Consider the following 26,806-nt stretch of genomic DNA (forward strand, 5'->3'; position numbering starts at 1 on the left):
GAGCCTTGCCGCTGCGTGGAGAATCCTGATGTCAGACCGTCTACCCGTTACCGTTCTTTCCGGCTTTCTCGGTGCCGGTAAAAGCACTTTACTCAATTACATCCTGCGCAATCGTGAAAGCTTGCGAGTCGCCGTGATCGTCAACGATATGAGCGAGATCAACATCGATGGCGGCGAAGTTCAGCGTGATGTCAGCCTGAACCGCGCTGAAGAAAAGTTGATCGAGATGAGCAACGGCTGCATTTGCTGCACCTTGCGCGAGGACCTGCTTGAAGAGGTCAGCCGTCTTGCTCAGGAAGGGCGCTTTGATTATTTACTGATCGAGTCCACCGGGATTTCCGAGCCTCTGCCGGTCGCCGAAACGTTCACCTTCTGCGATGAAGCAGGCAAAAGCCTGACCGATCTGGCGCGACTGGACACCATGGTCACGGTGGTCGACGGCGTGAATTTCCTGCTCGACTACGAAGCAGCCGATAGCCTGGACACGCGTGGTGAAACACTCGGTGACGACGATGACCGCTCAATCACTGATCTGCTGATCGAGCAAATCGAGTTCGCTGACGTGATCTTGCTCAGCAAGATCGATCTGATCAGTTCGAGTGCGCGGGAGGAGCTGGTGGCGATACTGAGACGCCTCAACCCCGACGCCGAGATCGTGCCAATGGTGATGGGGCAGGTGCCGCTGGCGAAGATCCTCAACACCGGTCGCTTCGATTTCGAGCGTGCTTCTCAGGCACCGGGCTGGCTGAAGGAAATGCGCGGCGAGCACCTGCCGGAAACCGAAGAGTACGGCATTGCCTCGACGGCCTACCGGGCGCGCCGTCCGTTTCATCCGCAGCGCTTTTTCGACTTCATCAACCGGCCGTGGACCAACGGCAAACTGCTGCGCTCCAAGGGTTTTTTCTGGCTGGCCAGCAAGTACAAGGATGCCGGTAGCTGGTCGCAGGCGGGCGGTTTGATGCGCCATGGTTTCGCCGGGCGCTGGTGGCGTTTCGTCAACCGCAATGGCTGGCCTGAGGACAAGGAAAGCGTCGCATCGATTCTGCAGAACTGGTCGACCGAAACCGGCGATTGCCGCCAGGAATTGGTGTTTATCGGTCAGAACATCGATTTTGCGGTGCTGACGGCTGAACTGGACAACTGCCTGCTCACCGACGCCGAGATGGCGGAGGGCGTCGAGCGCTGGCGTGAATTGGCCGACCCGTTCGGCTCGTGGCATATGGAAGAGGTGGCCGCCTGATGCTCGCGTATACCTTCAAACAGCGGCCGCTGGTACGACAGACCCAAGGCACTGCGCCCGAGGTTTTGAGCGAGATCGTCGAAGAGGGCGTGAATCTCGCACTCTGGCAGCGCCAGCTACCTGCGCACATTACCGATTTCAGCACCTTGCTGCTGTCGATGGGCGAGCCGCTCGCAGAGGCGTTGACGCTGGACGTCAAAGGCGGCGATGCCGAACCTGATCTGCGCACACTGGCGTCGGCGTATGCCGATCTGCACGGCTATGAAGGTTTCATCGCCGACGTATCATGGCTGGTCAGCGCTTATGCCTGCCTGCTGGGCGCGGAATGCGTGGGGTTGCGCCTGCGGGTGCTCGACAAAGCCATGTGCCCGCGCTTTCACGTCGATCATGTGCCGGTGCGCCTGATCACCACGTACGGCGGGATTGGCAGTCAGTGGCTCAAGGAAGACGTGATGGACCGCAAGCAGCTTGGCCGTATACAAGCGGAGCCGTTCGACGCTGCGGACATTCAACAGATCGGCAGTGGCGATGTGGCATTGCTCAAAGGCGAGCGCTGGCACGGCAATGAAGGCTTTGGCCTGATCCACCGTTCGCCGCCGTTGGCGCGTAACGAGCGCAGGCTGATTCTGACCCTGGACTGGCTGGCATGAGGCGCGTTACGGCGTTATCCACTGGCCTTGGCTCTGGCCTTCGCAAAAAGGCTTGAGGTACAGCGCGTCGCTGGCTACGCCGTAATAGTGGATGTTCTCGCGGTAAGGCATGTTGGCGACCTGCGCGTTACGGCAGACACCGAACGCGCCGGTCGGGCATTGCTGCGAGTAGGTCGTCTCGGTCTTCTGCCCGGTCAGTTGGGGCTGGCAGAAGCCGTCTTTGAACAGGCTGGCCGGGATGTTGATATTTTCCTGACAGACTTTGACGTCGAGCCGCTCGGCCTGGCTGTGCACCAGACACGCTTGCGCCCACGCGGTGCCCGAAGACATCACCAGCAGCATCAGCGCCAGGCGAGCAGTCAGTCGTAACGCTTGCACCGTTACCTTTCCTTGCTCTTCAATGACCCACGCACTCTTCAAAAGTGATCACATGCTGCAGAACATCCCCACGCACGTTATCGGCGGCCCGCTGGGCGCCGGCAAAACCAGCCTGATCAAACGACTGCTGGCGCAGAAACCCGGCAACGAACGCTGGGCGATCTTGATCAACGAGTTCGGACAGATCGGTCTCGACGCTGCGCTGCTAAGCACGGCTGCCGATGGTATCGCACTTGGCGAAGTGGCTGGCGGATGCCTGTGCTGTGTCAACGGTGTGCCCTTCCAGATAGGTTTGGGACGCTTGCTTCGCAAAGCCCGACCTGATCGTTTATTGATCGAACCTTCAGGGTTAGGTCATCCGGCGCAGCTTATGGCGCAATTGCGCGAAGCCCCGTGGCGCGGGGTGCTGGCGGTTCAGCCCGGCGTGATGGTGCTGGATGCTGCGGCGATGGCCGCAGGTCACCCGTTGCCCGCCACGCAACAGGACGCACTGGCAGGGGCGGGGCTGTTGGTGATGAACAAATCCGAGCAACTAGACGACGCGGCTCGTCAGGTGCTGGGCGCACAGTTGAAATCACACGGTTTGTTCTGGACCCGGCACGGGGAGTTGCCGCTGGATCAGTTGCCCGGATTCAGCGTTAGTGCGGTTGTGGATAAACAGGCTGTGGATAACCTGACGCTGCCCGACAGTGTCGGCCAACTGCCTGCCTTGTGGACCGATCCACGTAGACCCATTTGCCTGAGTCAGAGCAGTGCCGAAGGCTGGAGCATCGGCTGGCGCTGGCATCCGACGCAGCGGTTCGACCTCCAGCGCGTGTTGCACTGGCTGGAGGGCCAGACGTGGCGAAGGGCGAAAATGGTTATCCACAGCGAAGGCGGCTGGTATTCAGCCAACGCGGTCGATGGCGCACCGATTGCCTGGCAAATCAGCGAATGGCGACAGGATTCGCGCCTGGAACTGATTTTCTCTGCACCTCAGGATGTGGATAAGTTGCAGGCGCAGCTGGCGGGTTGCCTGATTTGACGGCTGCTTGTTCACCATTGGACGCGGAGCGTTCAGCCGCTATTGCTTCCACTTCTGATGCGATTGGCGCCATTCACTCATTTGGATGACTTCTGCACTAGGCGGAGGCGTTTTGATTTCGAATGGATAAGGGGCCAGCTCGATTTGCGCAGTATGCGCGCCGAACATCGTGATGGTGCCGGGGTGACGCTGTTCGCCGGTCACCGTGAACTCGAAGCCGTAGACCCTGGCCAGACGCTTGCGGCCTTGTGCATCGCGGGCGAAGGTCAGGCGGCGCAGGGCGACGGCGTCGTCCAATAGCTGGAGTTCGAGGCGTGCGCAGTGCTGTTTCACGCGGGCCAGCGCCTTTTCGCGCAGACCATGGGCGTGCCACCACCAGGCCGCAGCACTTGCGAACAGCATCAGCACGAAGATATTTCCCAGGGTCAGCATGACAGGGTGCTCCAACAAAGGAGTGACCAGCTTAACTGCCCGGAGTGATTTACAGCCATACTGCGCCACTTATATTTCTCATTACTGCATTTGCATCGTGTTCAGGATTCCACACCCATGAAACGTACGCCCCACTTGCTCGCCATTCAGTCCCATGTGGTGTTCGGCCATGCCGGCAATAGCGCAGCGGTGTTCCCGATGCAGCGTATCGGGGTCAATGTCTGGCCGCTCAACACGGTCCAGTTCTCCAATCACACGCAGTACAAGCAGTGGACGGGCGAAGTACTGGCTCCGCAGCAGATCCCGGCGCTGATCGACGGCATCGCGGCGATTGGCGAGCTGGGCAACTGTGATGCCGTGTTGTCCGGGTATCTGGGCAGTGCGGCGCAGGGCCGCGCGATTCTGACCGGTGTGGCGCGCATCAAGGCCGCCAACCCCAAGGCGCTGTACCTGTGTGACCCGGTAATGGGCCATCCCGAAAAAGGCTGTATCGTCGCCCCGGAAGTCGGTGATTTTCTGCTGGACGAAGCCGCTGCGATGGCCGACTTCATGTGCCCCAACCAGCTGGAGCTGGACAGCTTCTCGGGCCGCAAGCCGCAATCACTGCTCGATTGTCTGGCGACGGCCCGCGCGTTGCTGGCGCGGGGGCCCAAAGCGGTGGTGGTCAAACACCTCGATTACCCCGGCAAGGCCGCCGACGGTTTTGAAATGTTGCTGGTGACGGCTGATGCCAGCTGGCACTTGCGCCGTCCACTGCTGGCATTTCCCCGCCAGCCGGTTGGCGTGGGCGACCTGACGTCCGGGTTGTTTCTGTCGCGGGTTCTGTTGGGCGACGATCTTGTCGCCGCGTTCGAGTTCACAGCCGCAGCGGTCCACGAAGTGCTGCTGGAAACCCAGGCTTGCGGCAGTTACGAACTGGAACTGGTCCGCGCCCAGGATCGCATCGCACACCCGCGGGTGAAGTTCGAAGCGGTACGTTTGTAACCTGCAGACCCGGCCAACGGCTCAGGCATCGCTGCCTGAGCCGCAGGGTTACAGTGCCTCTTCCTTGATGTCCTGATAACGCTTTTCCAGTTCCTGACGCAGCTGGCGGCGTTGCTGTGCCTGAATATAACGACGCTTCGCATCGGCAGATTGCGGCTCCAGCGGCGGGACGCTGGCGGGTTTGCGGTTGTCGTCCACGGCGACCATGGTGAAAAAGCAACTGTTGGAATGGCGTACCGAGCGCTCGCGGATATTTTCGGTCACCACCTTGATGCCGACTTCCATCGAGGTGTTGCCGGTGTAGTTGACCGATGCCAAAAAGGTCACCAGTTCGCCAACATGCACCGGCTCACGGAAAATCACCTGATCCACGGACAGTGTCACCACATAGCGTCCGGCGTAGCGGCTTGCACATGCGTAGGCGACTTCATCGAGGTACTTGAGCAACGTACCGCCGTGCACATTGCCAGAGAAGTTGGCCATGTCCGGCGTCATCAATACAGTCATCGACAGCTGGGCGTTTCCGGGTTCCATAGCGTACTCACACGGTCAAGGTGTTCAAAGGACGCCTATGCTGGCGCTCAGAAGGGCTTGCGACAGTTATCGGGACGCTGGAAGGCAGGCGGCCGTCACGCTTGATAACTATCTGTTTCCATATATTGCACCGGCTTTATGTCGAAGGGGGCAGTGATAACCTGCAAAAACCCGTGGATCGGGTTTTTTCCTGCGTTTCAATCGGATTTTGGTGACGAACTGCATGGCTTATGCCCCTGACGGCGTGGCGCTAGCGGTTCAGGACGTCATCTTCACAAGGAGCTTTGCCGCCATGCATGCCATCAATTTCATTCAGGATTTGGCAGTGATCATGCTGGTGGCCGGTGTGGTGACCATTTTGTTTCATCGTCTCAGGCAGCCGGTGGTACTGGGCTACATCGTCGCCGGTTTCATCATCGGCCCGCACACGCCGCCGTTCAGCCTGATCCACGACGAAGGCACCATTAAAACCCTGGCCGAGCTCGGGGTCATTTTCCTGATGTTCTGTCTGGGGCTGGAATTCAGCCTGCGCAAACTGTTCAAGGTCGGCGCGACGGCGTTCATCGCGGCTTTCCTCGAAATCTCCCTGATGATCTGGATCGGCTACGAGATTGGCCAGTTCTTCGGCTGGAAAACCATGGATTCGCTGTTCCTGGGAGCAATTTTGGCGATTTCCTCGACCACTATCATCGTCAAGGCACTCAACGACCTGAAGATGAAGAACCAGCATTTCGCGCAGTTGATCTTCGGCGTGCTGATTGTCGAAGACATCCTGGGCATCGGCATTATCGCGTTGCTGTCCGGCATCGCGGTCAGCGGCTCGGTCAGTTCGGGCGAAGTGTTCTCTACCGTGGGCAAGCTGTCGCTGTTCATGATCGTGGCGCTGGTCGTCGGGATTCTTCTGGTTCCAAGGCTGCTGTCTTACGTTGCCAGGTTCGAAAGCAATGAGATGTTACTGATTACAGTGCTGGGCCTGTGCTTCGGCTTCTGCCTGCTGGTGGTCAAGCTGGAATACAGCATGGTGCTGGGCGCGTTTCTGATTGGCGCAATCATGGCCGAGTCGCGCGAACTGCTGAAGATTGAGCGGTTGATCGAGCCGATTCGAGACATGTTCAGCGCGATCTTCTTCGTCGCCATCGGCTTGATGATCGACCCGAACATCCTTCTGGACTATGCCTGGCCCATCGCGGTCATCACTGTCGCTGTGGTGTTGGGCAAAATGATTTCCTGCGGTCTCGGGGCCTTTATCGCCGGCAATGACGGCCGTACCTCATTGCGTGTGGGCATGGGGCTGTCACAGATTGGCGAGTTTTCCTTCATCATCGCGGCGTTGGGCATGACGCTGCAGGTCACCAGCGACTTTCTGTACCCGGTGGCCGTCGCCGTCTCTGCCATTACCACCTTGCTGACACCTTATCTGATTCGCGGCGCTGATCCATTGTCGCTCAAGCTGGCGGCGATCATGCCCCGGCGAGTGGCGCGGGTGTTTGGCATGTATGGCGAATGGCTGCGCAGCATTCAGCCGCAGGGGCAGAGCGCGGTGCTTGCCGGGATGATTCGAAAAATTCTGTTGCAGGTGGGGGTCAATCTGGCGCTGGTGATGGCGATCTTTTTCAGCGGTGCCTACTTCGCCGAGCGTCTTGGCGGCTATATGAGCGAGTGGGTGCCAGACATCAGCCATCAGAAAGCCTGGATCTGCGGCGCTGCACTGTTGCTCTCGTTGCCCTTTCTGATCGCGGCCTACCGCAAGCTCAAGGCGCTTGCGATGCTGCTGGCGGAAATGGGTGTCAAACCCGAGATGGCAGGTCGACATACCGTGCGCGTGCGCAAAGTGGTGGCGGAGGTGATCCCGCTGTTGTCGCTGGTGGTGATCTTCGTGATGCTGGCAGCGCTGTCGGCGAGCATTGTGCCGGCCAGCGAGTTGTTGCTGGTGATTGCGCTGATAGCCGCCCTGGTCGCTGCATTACTGTGGCGCTGGCTGATCCGCGTGCATACGCGGATGCAGATCGCGCTGCTGGAGACCCTGGGCAACCATCCGGAGTCATCCGGGCACTGAGCCCGGCGATCTTTTCAGGGGCGGTGCAGCAGGGCTGTCTCAGCTTTCCAGCCAGACATCCCGAGCCCAGTGCCAGACCGACTCCCAGCTGTCCTCGGTCACCAGCTCTTCTTCAGCGGACCATAGCAGCACGGTGCCGTCCTCCTCGACGCAGTAATAATCGTCACCGTCCTGACAGATCGGAATCAGCTCGCGCGGTACGCCCAGGTCCCAGGCGGTCGCGCAGACTTCCGGCAGGTAAGTGTGCGACTGCGGATCGGTCACTGTGACGGGTTCAAGGCTGCCATACACCACATCACTGACCGTCAGGAGAAACTCCTTGAAGACGAACGGAATATTGATGAACAGTTGTTCCTCGATCTCGACCAGTTGGTCTTCATCGGGCAGCTCAAGCGGAACCGGGACGGGTTCGTTTGCTTCACGCAGTTGTTCAATGACTTCTTCCACGACACAGCTCCTTTCACTTGATGGCGCGGGTTATACAGTAGCGTAAAGCCTTTCTCAAAATAACTATCCGAACGGATAAACAAAAAACCCCGGACATGTCCGGGGTTCTGAACGCGAGAACGGAATCTGGTTCAACCGTTCTGGCGAATTCCTGCCACCAGCCATGGCTGGTTGTCGCCTTGTGGTCGCTCCATGTTCCAGCTTTCGCTGAACACTTCGCCCTGATCAAAGCGCGACGTCTTGGAAACACCGGAGAAGGTCAGTGTGGCGACAGTCTTGTCGGCACGATCATCGACACCGTCCAGCTGAACGCTGAGGTTGTCGATGAAGGTCGACTGGAAACCGTCGCCCAGATCCGCACGTTCCTTTTTCAGGAATTGCAGCATCTGCGGAGTGACGAACTCGGCAATCTTGTCCATCTCGTTGGCGTCCCAGTGCTGCTGCAACGCCTCAAAATGACCGCGAGCCGCTTCCAGAAAACGCTTCTCATTGAACCATGCCGGTGCGTTGATCACGGGCGCAGCGGAAGCAGGTGCAGAGCTGCCGAAAATCGGATTCTGCCCTGGCTGACTGGCTTCACGCTGGTACGGCGCACCGGCAGCAGCCATTTTCGGCTGTTGCTGCTGACGACGACGTGCAATGAAGCGGAAGATCAGGAAGGCAATGAGGCCCATGATCAGGATGTCGAACAGTTGCAGGCCGTTGAAGCCGTCACCCATGAACATCGACGCGAGCAGGCCACCGGCAGCGATACCGGCCAATGGGCCCAGCCAGCGCGAGGCGCCGCTGGCCGCAGCGGCAGGACGGCCAGCAGCGTTAGGCGCGGCCGCCGGAGTGGAGGGTGCGGTCTGACGCGCCTGATGGGTAGGCGCCGAGCCCATGCTCTTGCCGCCACCGAAGCGCGCGGCGTTCACATCCAGACTCATGGTGAGCCCGATGCACAGCGCCATCGCGATGCTTAGAAAACGTTGCATAAGGGTATTCCCGTTTGGTGATTGCACGCGCGTCATGTTGCACAGCCGATGACCACATGACCAGCGCCTTAGTGTTTCGGACTTTTACACAGACAGCGTAGGACTTTTCAGCGCGCTTCGTAAGACTTGGGTAACACAGAGTAGGGGCAGACCGGGCGACGCTTCGCTTTTGTGGGAGCGGACTCGTCCGCGAACTGCCGGGAACCGGCAGCAAAACCGGTGCATGCGGTGTATCAGGCACAATAAAGGTGACCATTTTCAGGGCCGCTTCGCAGCCGTCGTAACCTCCTGCAGCTCCCACGCCCTCCGGGCAGAAGCACCGTTTCCGGACTCCAGAGTTCTACAACGCCACCAGCTTCGCATACCCCATCATCAGCCACTTGCTGCCTTCAGCGAAGTTGACCTGTACGCGTGCCTGGGCACCGGCGCCTTCGAAGTTGAGGATGACGCCTTCGCCGAACACCGCATGCTGGACGCGCTGGCCCATGGTGAACTCGGTCTCCGGGATGCCGGTGCCGTTGAACAGGCTGCTGCTGTTGAATTTCGGGGTACCGCCGAACGGGCGGCTGACGCTGTTGGACAAGCGTACTTCCTGAATCAGCGTTGGCGGTATTTCGCGTACGAAACGCGAGACCTTGTTGTAGGTCTCACTGCCATACAGGCGACGCGTCTCGGCGTAGGTCATCACCAGCTGTTTCATCGCGCGGGTGATGCCGACATAGGCCAGGCGCCGCTCTTCTTCCAGACGGCCCGGTTCTTCCAGGCTCATCTTGTGCGGGAATAGCCCTTCCTCCATGCCCACCAGAAACACATGCGGGAATTCCAGACCCTTGGCGCTGTGCAAGGTCATCAGCTGGATGCTCTCCTCATGCTCCTGCGCCTGAGTGTCGCCAGCCTCCAGTGAGGCATGGCCGAGGAAGGCCGCCAGTGGCGTCAGTTCTTCATCGCTCTCATGGTTCTCGAAGGCGCGTGCGGCGCTGACCAGTTCTTCAAGGTTTTCTACCCGGGCCTGGCCTTTCTCGCCTTTTTCCTGCTCGTGATAAGTGATCAGCCCGGACTGCTCGATAACCGTCTGGGTCATCAGGTGCAGCGGCATCTCCATGACCTTCGCCGACAGGTTCTCGATCAGCTCGATAAACCCGCCCAAGGCAGTCGCTGCGCGCCCGGTCAGGCCCTTGTTGGCGACCAGCAGGCGCATGGCTTCCCACATCGAAACGTCGGCATGACGCGCATGCTCACGAATCGCTTCGACGGTTTTTTCACCGATGCCGCGTGCCGGAACGTTGATCACTCGCTCCAGCGCCGCGTCGTTGCCACGGCCTTCCAGCAGGCGCATATAGGCCATGGCGTTCTTGATCTCGGCGCGCTCGAAGAAACGCTGCCCGCCGTAGATGCGGTACGGAATGCGTTCACGCAGCAGGGCTTCTTCCAGCACGCGCGACTGAGCGTTGGAGCGGTACAGAATGGCGATGTCGTTGCGCGAGATGCCGGTTTTCAGCGCGCTTTCGATGGTCTCGACCACATAGCGTGCTTCATCGTGTTCGTTGAAGGCGGCATACAGATTGATCAGCTCACCGTCACCGACATCCGTCCACAATTCTTTGCCCAGGCGACCGCTGTTGTTGACAATCAGCGCGTTGGCGGCCTTGAGGATGCTCGCCGTGGAGCGGTAGTTCTGCTCCAGGCGGATCACTTCGGTGTCCGGGAAGTCGGACGAGTACTGGTGGATGTTCTCGATCTTCGCGCCACGCCAGCCGTAGATGGACTGGTCGTCGTCGCCGACCACCATCAGGCTGTCGCCGCCTTGGGCGAGCAGGCGCAACCAGGCGTACTGAACAGCGTTGGTGTCCTGGAACTCGTCGACCAACACGTGCCTGAAACGGCGCTGATAATGCGCGAGCAGGCCCGGATTATCGCGCCACAGGTCCAGGGCGCGCAGCAGCAGTTCGGAGAAGTCGATGACGCCCGCTCGCTGGCAGGCGGCCTCGTAGGCTTCGTAAACGCTTTTCATCGTGGTCAGGAACAGATCGCCGCTGGCCTGAATATGTTTCGGGCGCAGGCCTTCATCTTTCTGACCGTTGATGAACCACTGCGCCTGGCGCGCAGGCCAGCGTTGTTCGTCCAGGCCCAGCTCGCGCATTACGCGTTTGACCAAGCGTTGCTGGTCATCGCTGTCGAGAATCTGGAAGGTCTGCACCAGCCCCGCTTCCTGCCAGTGCGCACGCAACAAGCGGTGCGCCAGACCGTGGAAAGTGCCGACCCACATGCCGGCCGGGCTGATGCCCATCAGTTGCTCGATGCGGTGGCGCATCTCGGCCGCAGCCTTATTGGTGAACGTCACCGACAGAACCGAATGCGGGGAGGCTTGCTCGACCTGCATCAGCCAGGCGATGCGATGCACCAGCACACGGGTTTTGCCGGAGCCAGCACCGGCCAGAACCAACTGACGACCGAGTGAGGCAGCTACGGCCTGACGTTGGGCATCGTTGAGGGAATTCAGAAGGAGAGAGAGATCATCGCGCATCGGCGCATTCTAGGGTGCCGCGCGATGACGGGCAAACCATGCTTTGCGTCAGGCATTAAAAAACCGGAGGCGCTGACGACCGGTCGTCGCCTGCTGCGTGAATCGATTGTGCTCAGGCTACGCTGGCTCGAGATGACACTTGATGTAGGATTATTCCCACATTTTTTTGTGAATTGTCTTTTTCAAGCTCGTGAAAGACGTCTCAGCGTCGTTTAACTGGGCGGCTCGCAGGTCATGTAGTATAACTACAAGAAAGCTACAGCCAGCCCCTTTTCCTCTTGCCGAGTCTGCCCCCTTGAATCTGCTGCAACACATCGCCCAGTCACGTCACCTGTTGCGCAAATCGGAGCTCAAAGTAGCCGACCATGTGCTGCTTGACCCTGCGGCCGTGATGCACAGTTCCATGGCCGATCTGGCGCACAGCGTCGGGATCAGCGAGCCGACCATAGTGCGCTTCTGCCGCGCTATTGGCTGCACCGGGTTTCAGGACCTCAAGCTCAAGCTGGCGCAAAGCCTGGCGGCGGGTGCCAGTTTTGGCCAGTTCGCGATTCACGAAGACGATTCGGTCGCTGATTACAGCCTGAAGATTTTCGACACCACCCTGCACACGCTTATGGAGGTGCGCGAGAACCTTGATCCTCACGCCTTGCAACTGGCGGTCACGGCAATGGCCGGCGCCAATCGGGTCGAGTTTTACGGGTTCGGGGCGTCAGGCGCAGTGGCTGCCGATGCGCAACACAAGTTCTTCCGGCTGCTGCTGACCGCAGCGGCGTATTCCGACCCGCACATGCAGGCCATGTCGGCCGTCACGCTCAAGTCGACAGATGTAGCGGTGTGCATTTCGCAGTCGGGGCGCTCCAAGGATTTGCTGATCACCGCCAACCTGGTCCGCGAGAGCGGCGCGACGCTGATCACACTATGCCCGAGCCAGACGCCGCTGGCCGAGCTGTCTTCGGTCAATCTGGCGATCGATGTGCACGAAGACACCGAAATCTACACGCCGTTGACTTCGCGCATCGCACATCTGGTGGTCATCGATGTGCTGGCGATGGGCGTTGCGATGGCACGCGGTCCGAGCCTGGTCAACCATCTTAAAAGCGTCAAGCGCAGCCTGCGCGGCTTGCGTCTTTCGCCGAAGTCGATCAAGACCCACGAAGACTGATGCCGTTTTCAATTTGAAAACGACGTCGAAACTCCCGCCAATGACCTGAAGTCATTGGCGGGAGTCCGTGAATCAGATGCTATTGTGCGTTAATCAATGGGTCACTTCTACCGCATCGATCGACGTGAGCAGTTCATCTTTGTAGTAAACGCTGACAGCAGTGATATCGGCGCCGCTTGGTTGCGTGTAGACAACTTTACGCTCGGTAAGCACTTGAGCACCGATGCCTTGGACTTCAAACGTCAGATCCAGACTTAAATGGCTGAATGCTGCTGGTTTGGTGATGCGCTTCAGTGCTGGAATCGCATTTGCCTGGGGGCAGTCACGGTTCCGGAAACTTTCAAGGTGTTAACGCCTGGCATCCTGTCATCACGTGCCTGCCAGTTTTCATTTTTGATAGTCATTGTGTAGCTCCCTGCTATAAATTGATTTAATGAGTTAATTGCGTCCTGCAGGGCTAGTTTCTATCGATTCGGTTTACGGAATGCGGTAATTATAAATTTTCTGCACTGCCTTTACGGCTGTCACGTTACAAGAAATAACCAGGCCGTCGCGGTTTCGGTACGTTCAAACTCCTCAACAGGTCCGAGCGCGACTCGCGTTGGTTATCGAAACCTTCAAGACCCACAAAGACTGATATCGCTCGCATTCAGCCACCGCAACGAAAAAAGCCCTCCCCTGAAACCCTTTGGCCTCTGGAGAGAGCTTTTCTGAATGTGTTGCGTGTCGATCAATTTATAACGGTTATGTTGTCAATGCTTACCAGTAACTCATCGTCCTGATAGACGCAGACTGTAGTAATGGTAGGGTCGCTTGGCTGTGTGTACGTAACCGGTGCTTCAAGCCCGGTCCACGGACCCAAACCTGTTGCATAGTAGGTCAGGTCCAGCTTCAACTGGCCCGCTTCGCTTTGTTTGGTGCTGAGATTCAGCATGGGGAACGAGTGACTGGCGGATGTGGGAACGAGGCCTGCTACTGTCAGTGTGTTCACATAGGACGTTCGGTCATCGCGCACAATCCAGTTTTTGTTGATAGTCATTGGTTAGCTCCTTGCTTATGAATTATCTGGTGGGTGAATTGTTCCTGCAGAGCCAGTTTGCGTTTGTTGCGTCAGCGAAAGGCAATACATATGTATTTTTCTGAGATTTTTTGACGGGCGCTCAACGAAAAGTTCATCGATCTGTCACCTGCGTGCCGTCTGGCTGTCACTGTTACGCTCCATTCTGGTGCTCCCACAAAACGTATTGGGAGACAGGACATGGCTCGGCATTACGATGATTTACCCAACAGCACCGTGAAAACCCGCCGTCAGCAGGAAGATCAGCGTCGCATGGAATTTCGTCGGGCAATCGAGAGCTACAGTGAAGCGCGTCAGCTCAATCAGGAGCTCTGCGATTACATGGATGGCGTGAAAAACACCGTCTGGCAGACCGTTACGCCTCCCGCGGTCGACCGTCGAAACGCTCGACAAGCTGGCTGATCTGCGCACGTTCGTTGCGGATGAATGCAAGGAACGCATGCGCCACCGGTGACAGGCGTTTGTCTCTGGCCTGCACCACGCACCAGCTTCGGTACAGCGGAAGCTCCGCCACAGGCAACTCCACAAGAGTGCCAGTGGCGAGTTCCTGACAGACTGCGTGCCGCGTCAGCATCGCCAGGCCCAGCCCGGCCACCACGCATTCACGCTGTGCTTCGCTGGAAGCCACCTCTTGCGTCTGCGTGAAGTGCACGCGCTTTTCCTTGAAATACTCCTCGCAGGCCAGACGCGTGCCCGACCCCGGTTCGCGTGTCAGCAGCGGCCACGGCTCCAGGTCTTTCAGGCTCAAGGTTTTGCGGCTACTTAACGGATGGTCGGCCGGTGCTACGGCGACAATCGGATTGTTCAGAAACGGCAGAAACTCCAGACCCATGTGCTGAGGCACGGCCGACATCACCACCAGATCGTCGCGGTTATCTGACAATCGCCTGATGATCTGTGCACGATTGACCACCATCAAGCTCAGGCTGACGTCCGGATAGTTGCGTTTAAACGCAGCAAACAGATGCGGGATGAAGTATTTGCAGCTCGACTCGGCCGCCAATTTCAACTGCCCCTGCAGCGAGCCCTGCATGTCTGAAAGCTGCATATCCAGGCTTTCCAGGCGTCCGAAAATATCCCGGCTGGCGGATTGCAGGGCTTCAGCCGCTTCCGTCAGGTACAGCTTCTTGCCAACGTAGTCGAGCAGCGGCTGCCCGATCAGCTCTTCCAGCTGTCGTATCTGCAAGCTGACTGCGGGCTGAGTGAGCGACATTTCTTCTGCGGCGCGGCTGTATGAGCGCAGGTCACATACCTCATTGAAGATGCGTAGTTGGCGCAATGTCATGCGCATCAATGACTTACGCATAGTTGAAAACTCTTTCTGGCGGGCTGATCGATAACTATAAGTTTTTACTTATGCATTGCCCAACTTTTCCTAATTTTTATTAATCCTCGATACGGAATAGGGTGTGCCTGCGACATTGAGTCACATGCCTGCTTACAGAAAGCGCGAGTGCAGCGCTTGCCTGGATGGGCTGACCGGTTTGGTCTTTAGGGTCGAGGAATCATCAGTGATAACAAAAATTCTGATCGCCAACCGCGGAGAAATAGCCGTCCGCATTGTGCGTGCCTGTGCCGAAATGGGCATTCGCTCGGTAGCGATTTTCTCCGATGCAGACCGTCATGCGTTACACGTCAAACGTGCCGACGAAGCCTACAGTATTGGTGCCGAACCACTGGCGGGTTACCTGAACCCACGCAAACTGGTCAATCTGGCGGTGGAAACCGGTTGTGACGCGCTGCACCCCGGTTACGGTTTTCTCTCGGAAAACGCTGAGCTTGCTGATATCTGCGCCGAACGTGGTGTCAAGTTCATCGCCCCTTCGGCAGAAGTGATCCGCCGCATGGGTGACAAGACCGAAGCGCGGCGCAGCATGATCAAGGCCGGCGTGCCGGTCACGCCAGGCACCGAAGGCAACGTGGCGGATATCGAAGAAGCACTGGTCGAAGGCGAGCGCATCGGGTATCCGGTGATGCTCAAGGCCACTTCCGGTGGCGGCGGGCGTGGTATCCGCCGCTGTAACAGCCGCGAAGAGCTCGAGCAAGCTTTTCCCCGGGTGATTTCCGAAGCGACCAAGGCGTTCGGTTCGGCGGAAGTCTTTCTGGAAAAATGCATCGTCAATCCCAAGCACATCGAAGCGCAGATCCTCGGCGACAGCTTCGGTAATGTGGTGCACCTGTTCGAGCGCGACTGTTCGATTCAGCGTCGTAATCAGAAGCTGATCGAAATTGCGCCCAGCCCGCAACTGACTCCGGAGCAGCGCGCCTACATCGGCGATCTGTCTGTGCGTGCAGCCAAGGCCGTCGGTTACGAGAACGCGGGCACCGTGGAGTTTCTGCTCGCCGAGGGTGAGGTGTACTTCATGGAGATGAACACCCGGGTGCAGGTCGAGCACACCATCACCGAAGAAATCACCGGCATCGACATTGTTCGCGAGCAGATCCGCATCGCGTCGGGCCTGCCGCTGTCGATCCAGCAGGAAGACATCATTCATCGCGGTTTTGCCCTGCAGTTTCGAATCAACGCCGAAGACCCGAAGAACAACTTTCTGCCCAGCTTCGGCAAGATCACTCGTTATTACGCACCCGGCGGACCTGGCGTGCGCACCGACACGGCGATTTACACCGGCTACACGATTCCGCCGTTCTACGACTCGATGTGCCTGAAGCTGATCGTCTGGGCGCTGACCTGGGAAGAGGCGATGGACCGCGGCCTGCGTGCGCTGGATGACATGCGTCTACAAGGGGTGAAGACCACTGCGGCCTATTACCAGGAAATCCTGCGCAACCCGGAATTCCGCAGCGGTGAGTTCAACACCAGCTTTGTCGAGAGCCATCCTGAACTGACCAACTACTCGATCAAGCGCAAACCCGAAGAGCTGGCTTTGGCCATCGCTGCCGCCATCGCCGCACATGCCGGTCTGTAAGGAATATTGAGATGTCCAAGAAGATCTTTGTAACCGACACCATCCTGCGTGACGCTCACCAATCGTTGCTGGCGACCCGCATGCGCACCGAAGACATGCTGCCGATCTGCGACAAACTCGACAAGGTCGGCTACTGGTCGCTGGAGATGTGGGGCGGCGCGACGTTCGACGCCTGTGTGCGTTTTCTCAAGGAGGACCCGTGGGAGCGTCTGCGCCAGCTGCGTGCGGCATTGCCCAACACCCGTTTGCAGATGCTGCTGCGCGGGCAGAACCTGCTGGGCTATCGGCATTACAGCGATGACGTGGTCAAAGCGTTTGTGGCCAAGGCGGCGGTCAACGGCATCGACGTGTTCCGGATTTTCGATGCGATGAACGATGTGCGTAACCTGCGGGTTGCCATCGAGGCGGTCAAAGCGGCTGGCAAGCATGCGCAGGGCACCATCGCGTACACCACCAGCCCGGTGCACACCATCGAAGCATTCGTCGCGCAGGCCCGGCAAATGGAAGCCATGGGGTGTGACTCGGTGGCAATCAAGGATATGGCCGGTCTGCTGACGCCCTATGCCACTGGCGAGCTGGTCAAGGCGCTGAAAGCCGAGCAGTCGCTGCCGGTGTTCATTCACTCGCATGACACGGCCGGTCTGGCCGCGATGTGTCAGCTCAAGGCGATTGAAAGCGGCGCGGATCATATCGACACGGCGATCTCCAGTTTCGCCTGGGGCACCAGCCATCCGGGCACCGAGTCGATGGTCGCGGCGCTGAAGGGTAGCGAGTTCGATACCGGCCTGGATCTGGAACTGTTGCAGGAAATCGGTTTGTACTTCTACGCAGTGCGTAAGAAATATCACCAGTTCGAGAGCGAATTCACCGCTGTCGATACCCGCGTGCAGGTCAATCAAGTGCCGGGCGGGATGATTTCCAACCTCGCCAATCAGCTCAAGGAGCAGGGCGCGCTCAATCGCATGAGCGAAGTGCTGGAGGAAATTCCGCGCGTGCGCAAAGACCTGGGGTATCCACCGCTGGTGACGCCGACCTCGCAGATCGTTGGTACTCAGGCGTTCTTCAATGTGTTGGCGGGTGAGCGCTACAAGACCATCACCAACGAAGTGAAGCTTTATCTGCAAGGCGGGTACGGCAAGGCGCCGGGGCAGGTCGATGAAACGCTGCGTCGTCAGGCGATTGGTAACGAAGAACTGATCGATGTTCGTCCTGCTGACCTGCTACGGCCGGAGATGACCAAGCTGCGCGCCGATATTGGTGCGCTGGCCAAATCCGAAGAGGACGTGCTGACTTTTGCGATGTTCCCGGACATTGGCCGCAAGTTTCTGGAAGAGCGCGCTGCCGGTACCCTGACGCCGGAAGTGTTGTTGCCGATCCCCGAAGCCGGAAGCGTGGCCAAGGCAGGCGGCGAGGGCGTGCCAACCGAGTTCGTTATCGATGTGCATGGCGAGACCTACCGGGTGGACATCACCGGCGTGGGCGTCAAGGCCGAGGGCAAGCGCCACTTCTACCTGACCATCGACGGCATGCCGGAAGAAGTGGTGTTCGAGCCGCTCAACGAATTTGTCGGCGGCGGTGCCAGCAAACGCAAGCAGGCCAGCGCGCCGGGCCATGTCAGCACCACCATGCCGGGTAACATCGTCGACGTGCTGGTCAAGGAAGGCGATGTGGTCAAGGCCGGGCAGGCCGTGCTGATTACCGAAGCGATGAAGATGGAAACCGAAGTCCAGGCGTCGGTGCCCGGCAAGGTTGTGGCCATCCACGTCGCCAAGGGCGACCGCGTCAATCCGGGCGAGATACTGGTCGAGATCGACGGCTGATCAGGCGTTTACAACATTCAACTGTTTACCTCGGGGAAGCACTGGTGGCTTCCCTTTTTTTATTTTGCAGGCGGGTTCAGTCGTAACGACTCTCGTTCCTCACGCTGCAATGGGCATTTCTGGACGCGCTGCGTCACACGATAGTTGAAATAAGGGCTTCTGCCCGGAGGGCGTGGGAGCGGACTTGTCCGCGAAGGGTTGCGAGGCGACCCCAAAACGAGTCGCCTCGGCTGTGTCTGGTGCACCGCGGCGACAGGTTTTGCTGCCGGTTCCCGGCAGATCGCGGACAAGTCCGCTCCCACACAAGCCAAGTGGTGTTCCTTCATCGAAACGCTTCAAGCCCTTTGATCTGCTGCCCATCCGCGAAGTTATCCACAGCCAGCCAGCGTTCAAACGCCTTGCGCAATTCAGGCCATTCGCTGTCGAGCATCGAGTACCACGCGGTGTCTCTGCTCTGGCCCTTGACCACCATATGCTGGCGGAAGGTGCCTTCGTAGCTGAAACCGAATCGCTCGGCAGCGCGTTTCGAGCGGGTGTTGTTGGCGTTGCATTTCCATTCCAGGCGGCGATAGCCCAGTGCGAAGGCTTCTTTCGCCAGCAGGTAAATGGCTTCTGTGCCTTTAGGCGTGCGTTGCATGGCGGCGCTGAATGTCACGTGGCCAATCTCGATCCGGCCATGGGCCGCGACGATCGACATCAGGCTGATGACGCCTTCGGCGTTGCCGGTCTGTTGATCGACGACTGTGTAAAACCAAGGGTCGGAGGCGGCTTGATGCCCGGTCAGCCACGCATCGAACGCGCTACGTTCGATAAAAGGGCCGTAAGGCAGATAATTCCAGAGCTTCGGATCAGCATTCGGGCCCTGAAGCACAGCCCACAAATCATCGGCGTGACGCGCGGCATCCAGTTTTTCCAGACGAATGAAGCGACCGGTCAGTGTGGTGGTTGTCGGCAATGTGGCGGCTTGCCAGTCCAGCAGAGTGTCAGACATGCATTACTTCCTGTTTCAGAGCGCTTTACGAAATTGGATGAGGCCCGGTCGCTCGGCAATCCGCTCGTAAAGCTGAATGGCGGTGGCGTTGGTTTCATGCGTCAGCCAATGCACTTTGTCGCAGCCATCAGCCTTGGCAGCGGCGTAGACAAATTCGATCAGTTGGCGGCCGATACCGGTCCCGCGTTGCTCGGGGTCGACGATCAGGTCTTGCAGGTAACAGGCATTGTTGATGCTCCAGTTCGAGCGATGGTAAATGAAGTTCACCATGCCCACCGCTTTGCCATCCCGCCAGGCGAGCGCCGAATGAGTCGGCTCGTTCGGGTCGATCAGGCGTTGCCAGGTCATTTCACTCACGCCTGCGGCCAGTTCGGTCTTGTAGAAATCAAGGTAGGCCAGCCATAGCGGTAACCAGGCGTGCTGGTCGTCGGCAGTGACGGGGCGGATGTCGGCACAAGTCATGAAATTCTCCCTTCAGCTCATCAAGCGAGCAATTTGCTGGTCATTCAACTCCGCGCTGGCAGCGAGGCCATCGCGCACCCCGGCGATGTCCCGGGCATCGCGGTTCTGGCTGAGTTTGCGTTTGCCTTGCAGGCGTTGCACGGGCAGGGCAAACCCGACAATCGCGCCCAGCATGCTGGCGATGTAATCCGCAGGTGCATCGTTGATGGACCACGGCTGAGCGCGGCCCGACTCGTGCCGATCTGTCAGCTCGCCGACCAGGCGGTGCAATCGCTCTGGGTCAGTAAAGCATTCAGCGTCGCCATAGGCATGCACGGCCAGGTAATTCCAGGTGGGCACGACCTTGCCGTGCTCCGCCTTGCTCGGGTAGTAAGCGGGGCTTATGTAAGTATCGGCGCCGGGAAAGATCACCATGGCCTCGACGCCCGCGTTCAACTGCTGCACCTGCGGATTGGCCTTGGCCAGGTGCCCGTACAACGTGCCAAACGCGCCTTGATCAGGGCGCAATAGCAGCGGCAGATGAGTCGCCTGCAGACCGTCTTCGCCATGGGTGACCAGAATGGCCAGCCGTGTCTGCTCGATTTGCTCGTGCAGGCGAGGGGTGTCGTTGTCTTTGAAGGCGGCGGGCGTGTACATGGCGGTTTCCCTGAGTGAGTGACGAAAGCCTAAGCGGTCCATTGGTCTGTTGTAAGATCCATTTCTGACAGATTCCGTAGGACCAATAGCATGTCCACCGACCTCTCCGCGTTTCCGTCCACGCTCACCGGTATTGAACTGGACCCGCGTCACGGGTTGAGCAAGCAGCTTTACCAGATTCTGCGCCAGCAGATTCTCGACGGCAGTCTGGGCGGGGGAATTCGGCTGCCGGCCAGTCGGGATCTAGCCCGATCATTGGGGATATCCCGCAACAGCGTGATGCGTGCCTACGAGCAGCTGTACGCCGAAGGCTTCGTCGAGGGGCGGATCGGCGATGGCACTTATGTCGTACAGCTTTCCGGCGCTGGTGCCAGGCTTCGGCCTGCTGCTAGCGAAAAACTATCCACCAAGTTACCCACAGCTTTGCACACAGGGTTATGCACAGCTTTGTCCACAGATACGGCCGAAATCCCCTTGAAGTCGTCCGTTGGAGTTATCCACAGCCCGACGCTGAAATTGCTCGAGAAGCATCATTTACAAGCGCCACCGAGTGACGCCCCCAAGGCCTTCCGGGTAGGCGTTCCGGCATTCGATCTTTTTCCATTCGCCTTATGGGGCAAGCTGTATGCGGCTTTTTGGCGCAAGCCCGATCTCGGTCAGCTGGGTTATGGCGCTGCGGCGGGAGAATGGCGCTTGCGAGAGCTGATCGCGGTTTATCTTCGTTCAGCGCGGGGTCTGCACTGTACGGCTGAGCAAATTGTGATCACCAATGGTGCGCAGCATGCAATCAGCCTTTGTGCACAGTTGCTGTTGACGCCGGGCCAGGGCGTTGCGCTCGAGAATCCAGGCTATCGCGCTGCCGGGCATGCGTTCGCAATGGCGGGCGGCCGGTTGCAGGGGATCGCGGTGGACAGCGAGGGCATGCGCTGTGTCGATCTGGAGCAGGCCGATTGCCAACTGGCGTATGTCACACCTTCGCATCAGTACCCGACCGGGGCGGTGATGAGCCTGGCGCGGCGCCTGGAATTGCTGGCCTGGGCGCGGAAACATCAAGGCTGGATCATCGAAGACGATTACGACGGCGAGTACCGCTACAGCGGCTCGCCGCTGGCACCTCTGGCCGCGCTCGATCAGGACGGTCGCGTGGTTTACATCGGCACGTTCGGCAAGATCGCCTTTCCTGGCGCCTCGGCTATATGGTGTTGCCGAACGCGTTGGTGCAGCCGTTCAGCCAGCGTAAGGCGGTCGACATCCGCCACACGGAAATCGGTGTGCAGGCGGTTATGGCGCAGTTTATCGCTCTGGGGCATTTTCAGCGGCATATCCGCCGCATGCGGCGTGCAGCCCAGAGCCGCCGGAATGCGCTGTACGCGGGCTGGCCCGAGGGTATTCCAGGCTGTGCGGTAATGCCCAAAGGCGTCGCGGGGCTGCATGTGGTCGTCAAGGTCGACAGCGTGGCACGTGAGGCCGAGCTGATTGCCAAAGCCAGAAGCGTGGGTGTCGAAATGAACGCGCTGAGTGATTACTGGCTGCCCGATTCCAGCGAGCCTGTGGATAACCGTGCCGGGCTGGTGCTGGGATTTGCCGCCGTGCCGGAGGCAACCATTGCAGATGCGCTGAACAGGCTGCGCGAGGCTTGGTCGGAGTAGTCGGTCGGCACGCGTATAATCGGCTTTTTGGCTACCTGTCTTCGAGAGACCTATGAACACTTCTCTGTCTGCAACACCCGGACGCAAGTTCGGCGCGCCACTGGCTGCGCTGTTTCTGCTGTTGATGGGCGCACAGTTTCTGCTGCTCAGCGTTGGGATTCGCCAAGTGATGCTGTGGATCGTCGGCGCAGCGCTGGGTGTGACGCTGTATCACGCCGCGTTCGGCTTCACCTCGGCGTGGCGAGTGTTCATTCGTGAACGACGCGGCGCGGGCTTGCGGGCGCAAATGGTCATGCTGGCGGTGGCGGTCGTACTGTTTTTCCCGGCACTGGGGGCGGGCACGCTGTTTGGTCAACCGGTGACCGGGCTGGTCGCACCGGTCGGCATTTCGGTGGTCGTCGGCGCGTTCATCTTCGGCATCGGCATGCAACTGGGAGGTGGTTGTGCGTCGGGCACACTGTTCACTGCCGGTGGCGGTAATGCACGGATGCTGGTCACGCTGCTGTTTTTCATCCTCGGCTCGCTGATCGCCACGCACCACGTGGACTGGTGGTTTGCGCTGCCTGCGTTTGCGCCCGTTTCAGTGGTCAAGAGCTTCGGCGTGTTGCCTGCATTGATCGTGAACCTGGCGCTGTTTGCCTTGATTGCGTTGATCACCGTCAAGCTGGAAAAACGTCGTCATGGCCAGCTTGAAGCGCCGGTGAGCTCCGAGCATCGCGGCCTGCGCCGGGTGCTGCGCGGGCCGTGGGTGTTGGTCTGGGGCGCGGTGGCGCTGGCGGTGCTGAACTACGCGACGCTGGCGCTGGCCGGACGGCCGTGGGGCATCACCTCGGCGTTCGCTCTGTGGGGCGCGAAAGCGGCGAGCAGCCTGGGTGTCGACGTCGGCAGCTGGGTGTTCTGGCAGAGCGCCGCGAATGCCAAGGCGCTGGCGGCACCGGTGTGGCAAGACATCACCAGCGTGATGGACATCGGTATCATGCTCGGTGCCTTGTTGGCGGCAGGATTGGCTGGACGTTTCGCGCCGAGTCTGGATATCCCGACGCGTTCGCTGGTGGCTGCGGTCATCGGTGGTCTGCTGTTGGGTTACGGCTCGCGACTGGCTTACGGCTGCAACATCGGCGCGTATTTCAGCGGGATCGCCTCCGGCAGTCTGCACGGCTGGCTGTGGCTGGTCGCGGCGTACATAGGCAACGTGGTCGGCGTCAGGCTGCGTCCGATATTCTTTACCGGCGAGCGCCCGCAAGTGGCGTTGAGCAGCTGCTGAAAGCGTCGAAACCCCCGAGATTAAGCGGTCGTCTGCGAACCATCTGCCGCATTGGCATTCAAAGCCTGTGCAGTAGCGTCCGCATGCGGTTCGCTTATTCATCCGAGGGGTATTCCTTTGCAGCAGACGATCATTTCGAAAATCCGTTTTCTCGGCAAGACCATCGGTTACGTGGGTTGGTCGCTTTTCTGGTTGCTGATCTGGGACGTAATCGTCACCGTCGACTTCATGCTCTTTCTGGATCGCAAGATCAACCTGCCGTCGTTACCGCTGACATTGCTCGGTTCGGCATTGGTCGTGCTGACCAGCTTTCGCAACTCCAGTGCCTACAATCGTTGGTGGGAGGCGCGCACGTTGTGGGGCGCAATGGTCAACAGCTCACGCAGTTTCGCTCGCCAGGTACTGACGCTGGTCGAGGATGACGACGGCATCAACCCGGTCAAAGCTGTTTTGTTGCGTCGCCACGTGGCCTACGTGAAATGCCTGTCTGCGCACTTGAAGGGCACTGAGTGCGGAGAAGAGATTCAGATGCTGATTCCTCGCGAAGAATTCGAGCGTCGTCACGACACCAACAACTTCCCTAACGACCTGCTCAACACGTCGGCGGCGCTGTTGGCCAAGGAATACCAGGCGGGGCGTCTGGACAGCATTCGGCTGGCGCGTCTGGAATCGACCATGGTCGACATCTCCAATTGCCAGGGCGGTATGGAGCGGATTGCCAATACGCCGTTGCCTTATCCGTATGTGGCGTTCCCGAGGCTGTTCATCACGCTGTTCTGTTTGATAGTGCCGATTGGTCTGGTGGAAACCCTTGGCTGGTTCACGCCGCTGGCCTCCACCGTAGTGGGTTTCATGCTGTTGGCGATCGAGAAGATCGGCACCGATTTGCAAAGTCCGTTTCGGGCCAGCGAGCATGTGATTCAGATGAATGCATTGTGCAACAACATCGAGCGCAATCTGGATTCGATGCTCAGGGGCGCACAGGAGGAATGCAAGGCTTCGTAAGGAAAACGAGGCGTGTCGCGTGTGCGGGACGCCTCGGATAGAGCAGGGGAATTACAGTGGCTTAACGCAGCTCGCCACACAGGTCCAGCTCGACCAGCCGCCGGACTTCTTCCGTCGTCAGACCGGCACCCAGCAGCGTGTGCAGTTTGCCAAGTGCCGCCTCGCGGGTCATGCCGCCACCGGAAAGCACGCCTGCACTGCGCAGGCGGCTACCGGCTTCGTACACGTCCAGCTCGACACCGCCTTCATGGCATTGAGTGATCGCGACCACGCAGACACCGCGCGCCCGGGCGTTTTCCAGGCTGGCGATAAAGTGCGGGTCATCACTCGGGCCAGTACCGCTGCCGAGGCACTCCAGCACCAGCCCTTGAATGCCGCTGGCGATCAGACCGTCGAGTTGAGCGGCGCCGATACCCGGAAACAGGGGCAATACAGCGACCTGCGCCAGGCTTTTCGGCTGACGGTAATTCAGCGCATCGGGCAGCGATACCGCCGCGTGACCGCCACGCGAGCGTTGCAGTGGCGCAAACGGTTGACGCCCGAAACTGCGAATTTTTGCGCAGCGGACCGGGGTCATCAGCTGGCCGTGGAAATACAGCTGCACACCCGATACCAGGCCGGAGCCCAGCGCGAGCAGAGCACCGTTGACGTTTTCCCAGGCATCGCTGTCTTGCACGCCCGCGGGCAGCATCGAACCGGTGAACACCACCGGTGCGCTGAAGCCCAGCAACTGGAAGCACATGGCAGCAGCGCTGTAGGCGAGGGTGTCAGTGCCATGCAACACCAGCACGGCGTCGCAGCCATCGACATCCACCGCCTCGATCACCGCCTCGCGCAAGCGCAGCCAGTAAGCGGGGGTCATGTTGGCGCTGTCGATCAGCGGTGACATCTCGCGAAAACGCCACTCGGGCACCACCAGTTCCGGGTGCTCGGCCAGTTGCCCGGTCATTCGCGCCTCGAAACCCGAAGCAGGCGCCAGGCCGTTGGCGCTGGCCTGCATGCCGATGGTGCCGCCGGTGTATAGAACCATGACTCGCTGAGCGGGTTGATGTGCATCATGAGTCATGGCTGTTCTCCGGCGTAATGTCGCGTGGGTTATCGGGCTTCGGTCGCAGTTTTGCCAGCCAGTTCGGCATCGTGTGTCGACTGACGGCTCGGGTTGGCAGGCCAGGCGTTGCGGTCGAGGTCCAGATCAGGGAACTGGCTGGAATCGAACACTGGTGTCTTGATGCCTGCCCGACGCTGCGCATCGTAGTCATTCAGAATGCGCTTGACGACTTTGAACAGCATCGCCAGGGCAATCAGGTTGACGAACGCCAGCATGGTCATGGTGATGTCGGCAAACGCCAGGACGTCTTTCAGGTCGACGACGGCGCCCCACATGATCAGGGCCAGAACCGCGATGCGATAGAGGATGATGGCCTTGAGCTTCTCGCCAAACAGAAACCGCAGGCTGTTTTCGCCCAGGTAGTAGTTGTAGAGAATCGAAGTGAAGACGAACAGTGCCAATGCGACGCTGATGAAGATGCGACCCCAGTCACCGACCACAGCGGCCAGCGAGTTCTGCGCCAGTACGATACCGTTACCGTCGTAACCGATGTCGTAGATACCGGATAGCAGGATCAGCAGCGCGGTGCAGGTGCAGATGACGAAGGTGTCGAGAAACACGCTGAACGCCTGAACCACGCCTTGCGCGACCGGGTGTTCCACGTGTGCCACGGCTGCTACGTTGGGCGCACTGCCCAGGCCGGCCTCGTTGGCGAAAACGCCGCGTTTCACGCCCATCACGATCGCGCTGCCGATCAGACCGCCGAACACCGGATCAAGGCCGAAGGCGCTTCGGACGATGGTCATCAGCATGCCTGGCACGTGGTCGATCTGCAGCACGATGACGTAGATGGTGACCGCGATGTAGATCAGGGTCTTGACCGGCACCAGCAGGTCGGAAATCGCCGCGATGCGCTTGATGCCGCCAACGAACGCCAGACCCAGCAACACCACCAGGCAGATGCCGGTGGTCCGGGTATCGATGTTGAACGCGCTTTTCAGCGAGTCGGTCACCGCGTGGGATTGCAGGCCGTTGAAGGCAAAGCCGAAGGTCACCAGCAGCAGTACGGCCATGACCATACCCAGCCAGCGCTTACCCAGACCGTGTTGGATGTAATACGCCGGACCGCCGCGGAACTGGCCTTCGGAGTCCTTGCGCTTGTAGAGCTGAGCGAGCGAACACTCGATGAAACTGCTGGACATGCCGACCAGAGCAGTAACCCACATCCAGAACACGGCACCCGGACCGCCCAGCGTCACGGCAATGCCGACGCCTGCGATGTTGCCTGCACCGACGCGACCCGCAAGGCTGAGCATCAGGGCCTGAAACGAACTCAGCTGGCCGGCGCTGCTGCGCAGACTGTCGCGGAACACCGAGAACATGTGGAAAAAGTGTCGAAACTGAACGAAACGCGAGCGGATCGTGAAGTAACTACCCAGGCCAACGATAAGTACGATCAGTACCTTACCGGAGAGAAAGTCGTTAATCATTTCCAACATTTTTGTTATTCCTCGCTACTTT

At 59.3% G+C, this 26,806-nt stretch carries 24 protein-coding genes and 1 pseudogene; 12 read left to right on the forward strand and 13 right to left on the reverse strand.

The annotated features are described in order from the left end of the window. The first annotated feature begins 28 nt into the window (after window positions 1-28). Together zigA and BLT55_RS22295 are read left to right on the forward strand one after the other, a co-directional pair. Window positions 29-1,240: a zinc metallochaperone GTPase ZigA gene (zigA, locus tag BLT55_RS22290; protein WP_055001613.1), complete on the forward strand. Its 1,212-nt coding sequence runs from the start codon at window positions 29-31 to the stop codon at window positions 1,238-1,240. Further along, entirely contained in the window at window positions 1,240-1,890 is a 651-nt protein-coding gene (locus BLT55_RS22295; RefSeq protein WP_055001614.1) for a DUF1826 domain-containing protein, read from the forward strand. Before zigA ends, BLT55_RS22295 begins: the two co-directional genes overlap by 1 nt. A 6-nt stretch (window positions 1,891-1,896) precedes the next feature. Here the strand turns inward: BLT55_RS22295 and BLT55_RS22300 are convergent, their stop codons facing one another. Continuing rightward, window positions 1,897-2,268 carry a hypothetical protein gene (locus tag BLT55_RS22300; RefSeq protein ID WP_055001615.1) on the reverse strand — a complete coding sequence of 124 codons (372 nt, stop codon included), beginning with the start codon at window positions 2,266-2,268 and terminating at the stop codon, window positions 1,897-1,899. A gap of 52 nt (window positions 2,269-2,320) precedes the next feature. On the opposite strand from BLT55_RS22300, the gene BLT55_RS22305 reads away from it, so the two are divergent. Next, window positions 2,321-3,292 carry a CobW family GTP-binding protein gene (locus tag BLT55_RS22305; RefSeq protein WP_055001619.1) on the forward strand — a complete coding sequence of 324 codons (972 nt, stop codon included), beginning with the start codon at window positions 2,321-2,323 and terminating at the stop codon, window positions 3,290-3,292. A 39-nt stretch (window positions 3,293-3,331) separates the two neighbouring features. On the opposite strand, the gene BLT55_RS22310 is transcribed toward BLT55_RS22305, so the two are convergent. Beyond that, entirely contained in the window at window positions 3,332-3,724 is a 393-nt protein-coding gene (locus tag BLT55_RS22310) for a DUF3301 domain-containing protein (RefSeq protein ID WP_010434068.1), read from the reverse strand. Window positions 3,725-3,841: 117 nt separating this feature from the next. On the opposite strand from BLT55_RS22310, the gene pdxY reads away from it, so the two are divergent. Continuing rightward, the gene (gene pdxY, locus BLT55_RS22315; RefSeq protein WP_055001616.1) at window positions 3,842-4,708 is read left to right on the forward strand and encodes a pyridoxal kinase PdxY; all 867 of its coding nucleotides are present in this window, start codon (window positions 3,842-3,844) and stop codon (window positions 4,706-4,708) included. A gap of 48 nt (window positions 4,709-4,756) precedes the next feature. Here pdxY and BLT55_RS22320 read toward each other — a convergent pair whose 3' ends face one another. Continuing rightward, window positions 4,757-5,242, reverse strand: a complete 486-nt coding sequence (locus BLT55_RS22320; protein ID WP_007252282.1) for an acyl-CoA thioesterase — start codon at window positions 5,240-5,242, stop codon at window positions 4,757-4,759. A gap of 292 nt (window positions 5,243-5,534) precedes the next feature. On the opposite strand from BLT55_RS22320, the gene BLT55_RS22330 reads away from it, so the two are divergent. Further along, window positions 5,535-7,298 (forward strand): cation:proton antiporter, encoded by a 1,764-nt coding sequence (locus BLT55_RS22330; protein ID WP_055001617.1) that lies wholly within the window; start codon window positions 5,535-5,537, stop codon window positions 7,296-7,298. A 39-nt stretch (window positions 7,299-7,337) separates the two neighbouring features. On the opposite strand, the gene BLT55_RS22335 is transcribed toward BLT55_RS22330, so the two are convergent. The 3 genes from BLT55_RS22335 to uvrD form a co-directional block, all read right to left on the reverse strand. Next, window positions 7,338-7,745: an SMI1/KNR4 family protein gene (locus BLT55_RS22335; RefSeq protein ID WP_007252280.1), complete on the reverse strand. Its 408-nt coding sequence runs from the start codon at window positions 7,743-7,745 to the stop codon at window positions 7,338-7,340. A 131-nt stretch (window positions 7,746-7,876) separates the two neighbouring features. Beyond that, a complete protein-coding gene (locus BLT55_RS22340) occupies window positions 7,877-8,719 on the reverse strand; it encodes a Tim44 domain-containing protein (RefSeq protein WP_055001618.1) in 843 nt (280 codons plus the stop codon). 340 nt (window positions 8,720-9,059) lie between these two features. Beyond that, the gene (gene uvrD, locus BLT55_RS22345; RefSeq protein WP_055001643.1) at window positions 9,060-11,243 is read right to left on the reverse strand and encodes a DNA helicase II; all 2,184 of its coding nucleotides are present in this window, start codon (window positions 11,241-11,243) and stop codon (window positions 9,060-9,062) included. A 295-nt stretch (window positions 11,244-11,538) separates the two neighbouring features. On the opposite strand from uvrD, the gene hexR reads away from it, so the two are divergent. Next, window positions 11,539-12,405 carry a transcriptional regulator HexR gene (gene hexR / locus BLT55_RS22350; RefSeq protein WP_055001642.1) on the forward strand — a complete coding sequence of 289 codons (867 nt, stop codon included), beginning with the start codon at window positions 11,539-11,541 and terminating at the stop codon, window positions 12,403-12,405. Between the two features lie 730 nt (window positions 12,406-13,135). Here hexR and BLT55_RS22360 read toward each other — a convergent pair. Continuing rightward, window positions 13,136-13,444: a hypothetical protein gene (locus BLT55_RS22360; protein ID WP_055001641.1), complete on the reverse strand. Its 309-nt coding sequence runs from the start codon at window positions 13,442-13,444 to the stop codon at window positions 13,136-13,138. Between the two features lie 255 nt (window positions 13,445-13,699). Here BLT55_RS22360 and BLT55_RS22365 point away from each other — a divergent pair, with 255 nt between their 5' ends. Further along, window positions 13,700-13,885 carry a PA3496 family putative envelope integrity protein gene (locus BLT55_RS22365; protein ID WP_162234993.1) on the forward strand — a complete coding sequence of 62 codons (186 nt, stop codon included), beginning with the start codon at window positions 13,700-13,702 and terminating at the stop codon, window positions 13,883-13,885. Here BLT55_RS22365 and BLT55_RS22370 read toward each other — a convergent pair. After that, window positions 13,839-14,789, reverse strand: coding sequence for a LysR family transcriptional regulator (locus tag BLT55_RS22370; protein WP_055001640.1), 951 nt, complete (start codon window positions 14,787-14,789; stop codon window positions 13,839-13,841). The two genes, BLT55_RS22365 and BLT55_RS22370, sit on opposite strands and share 47 nt — an antisense overlap. A 205-nt stretch (window positions 14,790-14,994) precedes the next feature. On the opposite strand from BLT55_RS22370, the gene BLT55_RS22375 reads away from it, so the two are divergent. Together BLT55_RS22375 and oadA are read left to right on the forward strand one after the other, a co-directional pair. Then, complete coding sequence (locus BLT55_RS22375) at window positions 14,995-16,410, forward strand: acetyl-CoA carboxylase biotin carboxylase subunit (RefSeq protein ID WP_055001639.1); 1,416 nt, start codon at window positions 14,995-14,997, stop codon at window positions 16,408-16,410. A gap of 11 nt (window positions 16,411-16,421) precedes the next feature. Further along, window positions 16,422-18,230 carry a sodium-extruding oxaloacetate decarboxylase subunit alpha gene (gene oadA, locus BLT55_RS22380; RefSeq protein ID WP_055001638.1) on the forward strand — a complete coding sequence of 603 codons (1,809 nt, stop codon included), beginning with the start codon at window positions 16,422-16,424 and terminating at the stop codon, window positions 18,228-18,230. Between the two features lie 322 nt (window positions 18,231-18,552). On the opposite strand, the gene BLT55_RS22385 is transcribed toward oadA, so the two are convergent. From BLT55_RS22385 to BLT55_RS22395, 3 genes are read right to left on the reverse strand one after another with little or no spacing between them, the layout of a single operon-like run. After that, window positions 18,553-19,221, reverse strand: a complete 669-nt coding sequence (locus BLT55_RS22385) for a GNAT family N-acetyltransferase (protein WP_055001637.1) — start codon at window positions 19,219-19,221, stop codon at window positions 18,553-18,555. Between the two features lie 15 nt (window positions 19,222-19,236). After that, a complete protein-coding gene (locus tag BLT55_RS22390) occupies window positions 19,237-19,683 on the reverse strand; it encodes a GNAT family N-acetyltransferase (protein ID WP_055001636.1) in 447 nt (148 codons plus the stop codon). 12 nt (window positions 19,684-19,695) lie between these two features. Beyond that, window positions 19,696-20,319: an FMN-binding negative transcriptional regulator gene (locus BLT55_RS22395; protein WP_055001635.1), complete on the reverse strand. Its 624-nt coding sequence runs from the start codon at window positions 20,317-20,319 to the stop codon at window positions 19,696-19,698. A gap of 90 nt (window positions 20,320-20,409) precedes the next feature. Here BLT55_RS22395 and pdxR point away from each other — a divergent pair. From pdxR to BLT55_RS22410, 3 genes and pseudogenes are all read left to right on the forward strand, one after another. Beyond that, window positions 20,410-21,968 (forward strand): annotated as a pseudogene (pdxR, locus tag BLT55_RS22400) (MocR-like pyridoxine biosynthesis transcription factor PdxR). Window positions 21,969-22,020: 52 nt separating this feature from the next. After that, window positions 22,021-23,232 (forward strand): YeeE/YedE family protein, encoded by a 1,212-nt coding sequence (locus BLT55_RS22405; RefSeq protein WP_055001634.1) that lies wholly within the window; start codon window positions 22,021-22,023, stop codon window positions 23,230-23,232. 117 nt (window positions 23,233-23,349) lie between these two features. Next, complete coding sequence (locus BLT55_RS22410; protein WP_007252267.1) at window positions 23,350-24,237, forward strand: bestrophin family protein; 888 nt, start codon at window positions 23,350-23,352, stop codon at window positions 24,235-24,237. Window positions 24,238-24,298: 61 nt separating this feature from the next. Here the strand turns inward: BLT55_RS22410 and BLT55_RS22415 are convergent, their stop codons facing one another. After that, entirely contained in the window at window positions 24,299-25,303 is a 1,005-nt protein-coding gene (locus BLT55_RS22415) for an asparaginase (protein WP_055001633.1), read from the reverse strand. A gap of 29 nt (window positions 25,304-25,332) precedes the next feature. Further along, window positions 25,333-26,784, reverse strand: a complete 1,452-nt coding sequence (locus tag BLT55_RS22420; protein WP_007252265.1) for an alanine/glycine:cation symporter family protein — start codon at window positions 26,782-26,784, stop codon at window positions 25,333-25,335. Window positions 26,785-26,806 lie beyond the last annotated feature (22 nt).

It is taken from the genome of Pseudomonas cannabina (assembly GCF_900100365.1).
Classification (GTDB): domain Bacteria; phylum Pseudomonadota; class Gammaproteobacteria; order Pseudomonadales; family Pseudomonadaceae; genus Aquipseudomonas; species Aquipseudomonas cannabina.

Bases quoted from the DNA above. Each gene is read 5' to 3' on its own strand.
- zigA (WP_055001613.1), top strand. From the start codon at position 29: ATGTCAGACCGTCTACCCGTTACCGTTCTTTCCGGCTTTCTCGGTGCC.
- BLT55_RS22295 (WP_055001614.1), top strand. From the start codon at position 1,240: ATGCTCGCGTATACCTTCAAACAGCGGCCGCTGGTACGACAGACCCAA.
- BLT55_RS22305 (WP_055001619.1), top strand. From the start codon at position 2,321: ATGCTGCAGAACATCCCCACGCACGTTATCGGCGGCCCGCTGGGCGCC.
- BLT55_RS22310 (WP_010434068.1), bottom strand. From the start codon at position 3,724: ATGCTGACCCTGGGAAATATCTTCGTGCTGATGCTGTTCGCAAGTGCT.
- pdxY (WP_055001616.1), top strand. From the start codon at position 3,842: ATGAAACGTACGCCCCACTTGCTCGCCATTCAGTCCCATGTGGTGTTC.
- BLT55_RS22320 (WP_007252282.1), bottom strand. From the start codon at position 5,242: ATGGAACCCGGAAACGCCCAGCTGTCGATGACTGTATTGATGACGCCG.
- BLT55_RS22330 (WP_055001617.1), top strand. From the start codon at position 5,535: ATGCATGCCATCAATTTCATTCAGGATTTGGCAGTGATCATGCTGGTG.
- BLT55_RS22340 (WP_055001618.1), bottom strand. From the start codon at position 8,719: ATGCAACGTTTTCTAAGCATCGCGATGGCGCTGTGCATCGGGCTCACC.
- uvrD (WP_055001643.1), bottom strand. From the start codon at position 11,243: ATGCGCGATGATCTCTCTCTCCTTCTGAATTCCCTCAACGATGCCCAA.
- BLT55_RS22360 (WP_055001641.1), bottom strand. From the start codon at position 13,444: ATGACTATCAACAAAAACTGGATTGTGCGCGATGACCGAACGTCCTAT.
- BLT55_RS22370 (WP_055001640.1), bottom strand. From the start codon at position 14,789: ATGCGTAAGTCATTGATGCGCATGACATTGCGCCAACTACGCATCTTC.
- oadA (WP_055001638.1), top strand. From the start codon at position 16,422: ATGTCCAAGAAGATCTTTGTAACCGACACCATCCTGCGTGACGCTCAC.
- BLT55_RS22385 (WP_055001637.1), bottom strand. From the start codon at position 19,221: ATGTCTGACACTCTGCTGGACTGGCAAGCCGCCACATTGCCGACAACC.
- BLT55_RS22390 (WP_055001636.1), bottom strand. From the start codon at position 19,683: ATGACTTGTGCCGACATCCGCCCCGTCACTGCCGACGACCAGCACGCC.
- BLT55_RS22395 (WP_055001635.1), bottom strand. From the start codon at position 20,319: ATGTACACGCCCGCCGCCTTCAAAGACAACGACACCCCTCGCCTGCAC.
- BLT55_RS22405 (WP_055001634.1), top strand. From the start codon at position 22,021: ATGAACACTTCTCTGTCTGCAACACCCGGACGCAAGTTCGGCGCGCCA.
- BLT55_RS22415 (WP_055001633.1), bottom strand. From the start codon at position 25,303: ATGACTCATGATGCACATCAACCCGCTCAGCGAGTCATGGTTCTATAC.
- BLT55_RS22420 (WP_007252265.1), bottom strand. From the start codon at position 26,784: ATGTTGGAAATGATTAACGACTTTCTCTCCGGTAAGGTACTGATCGTA.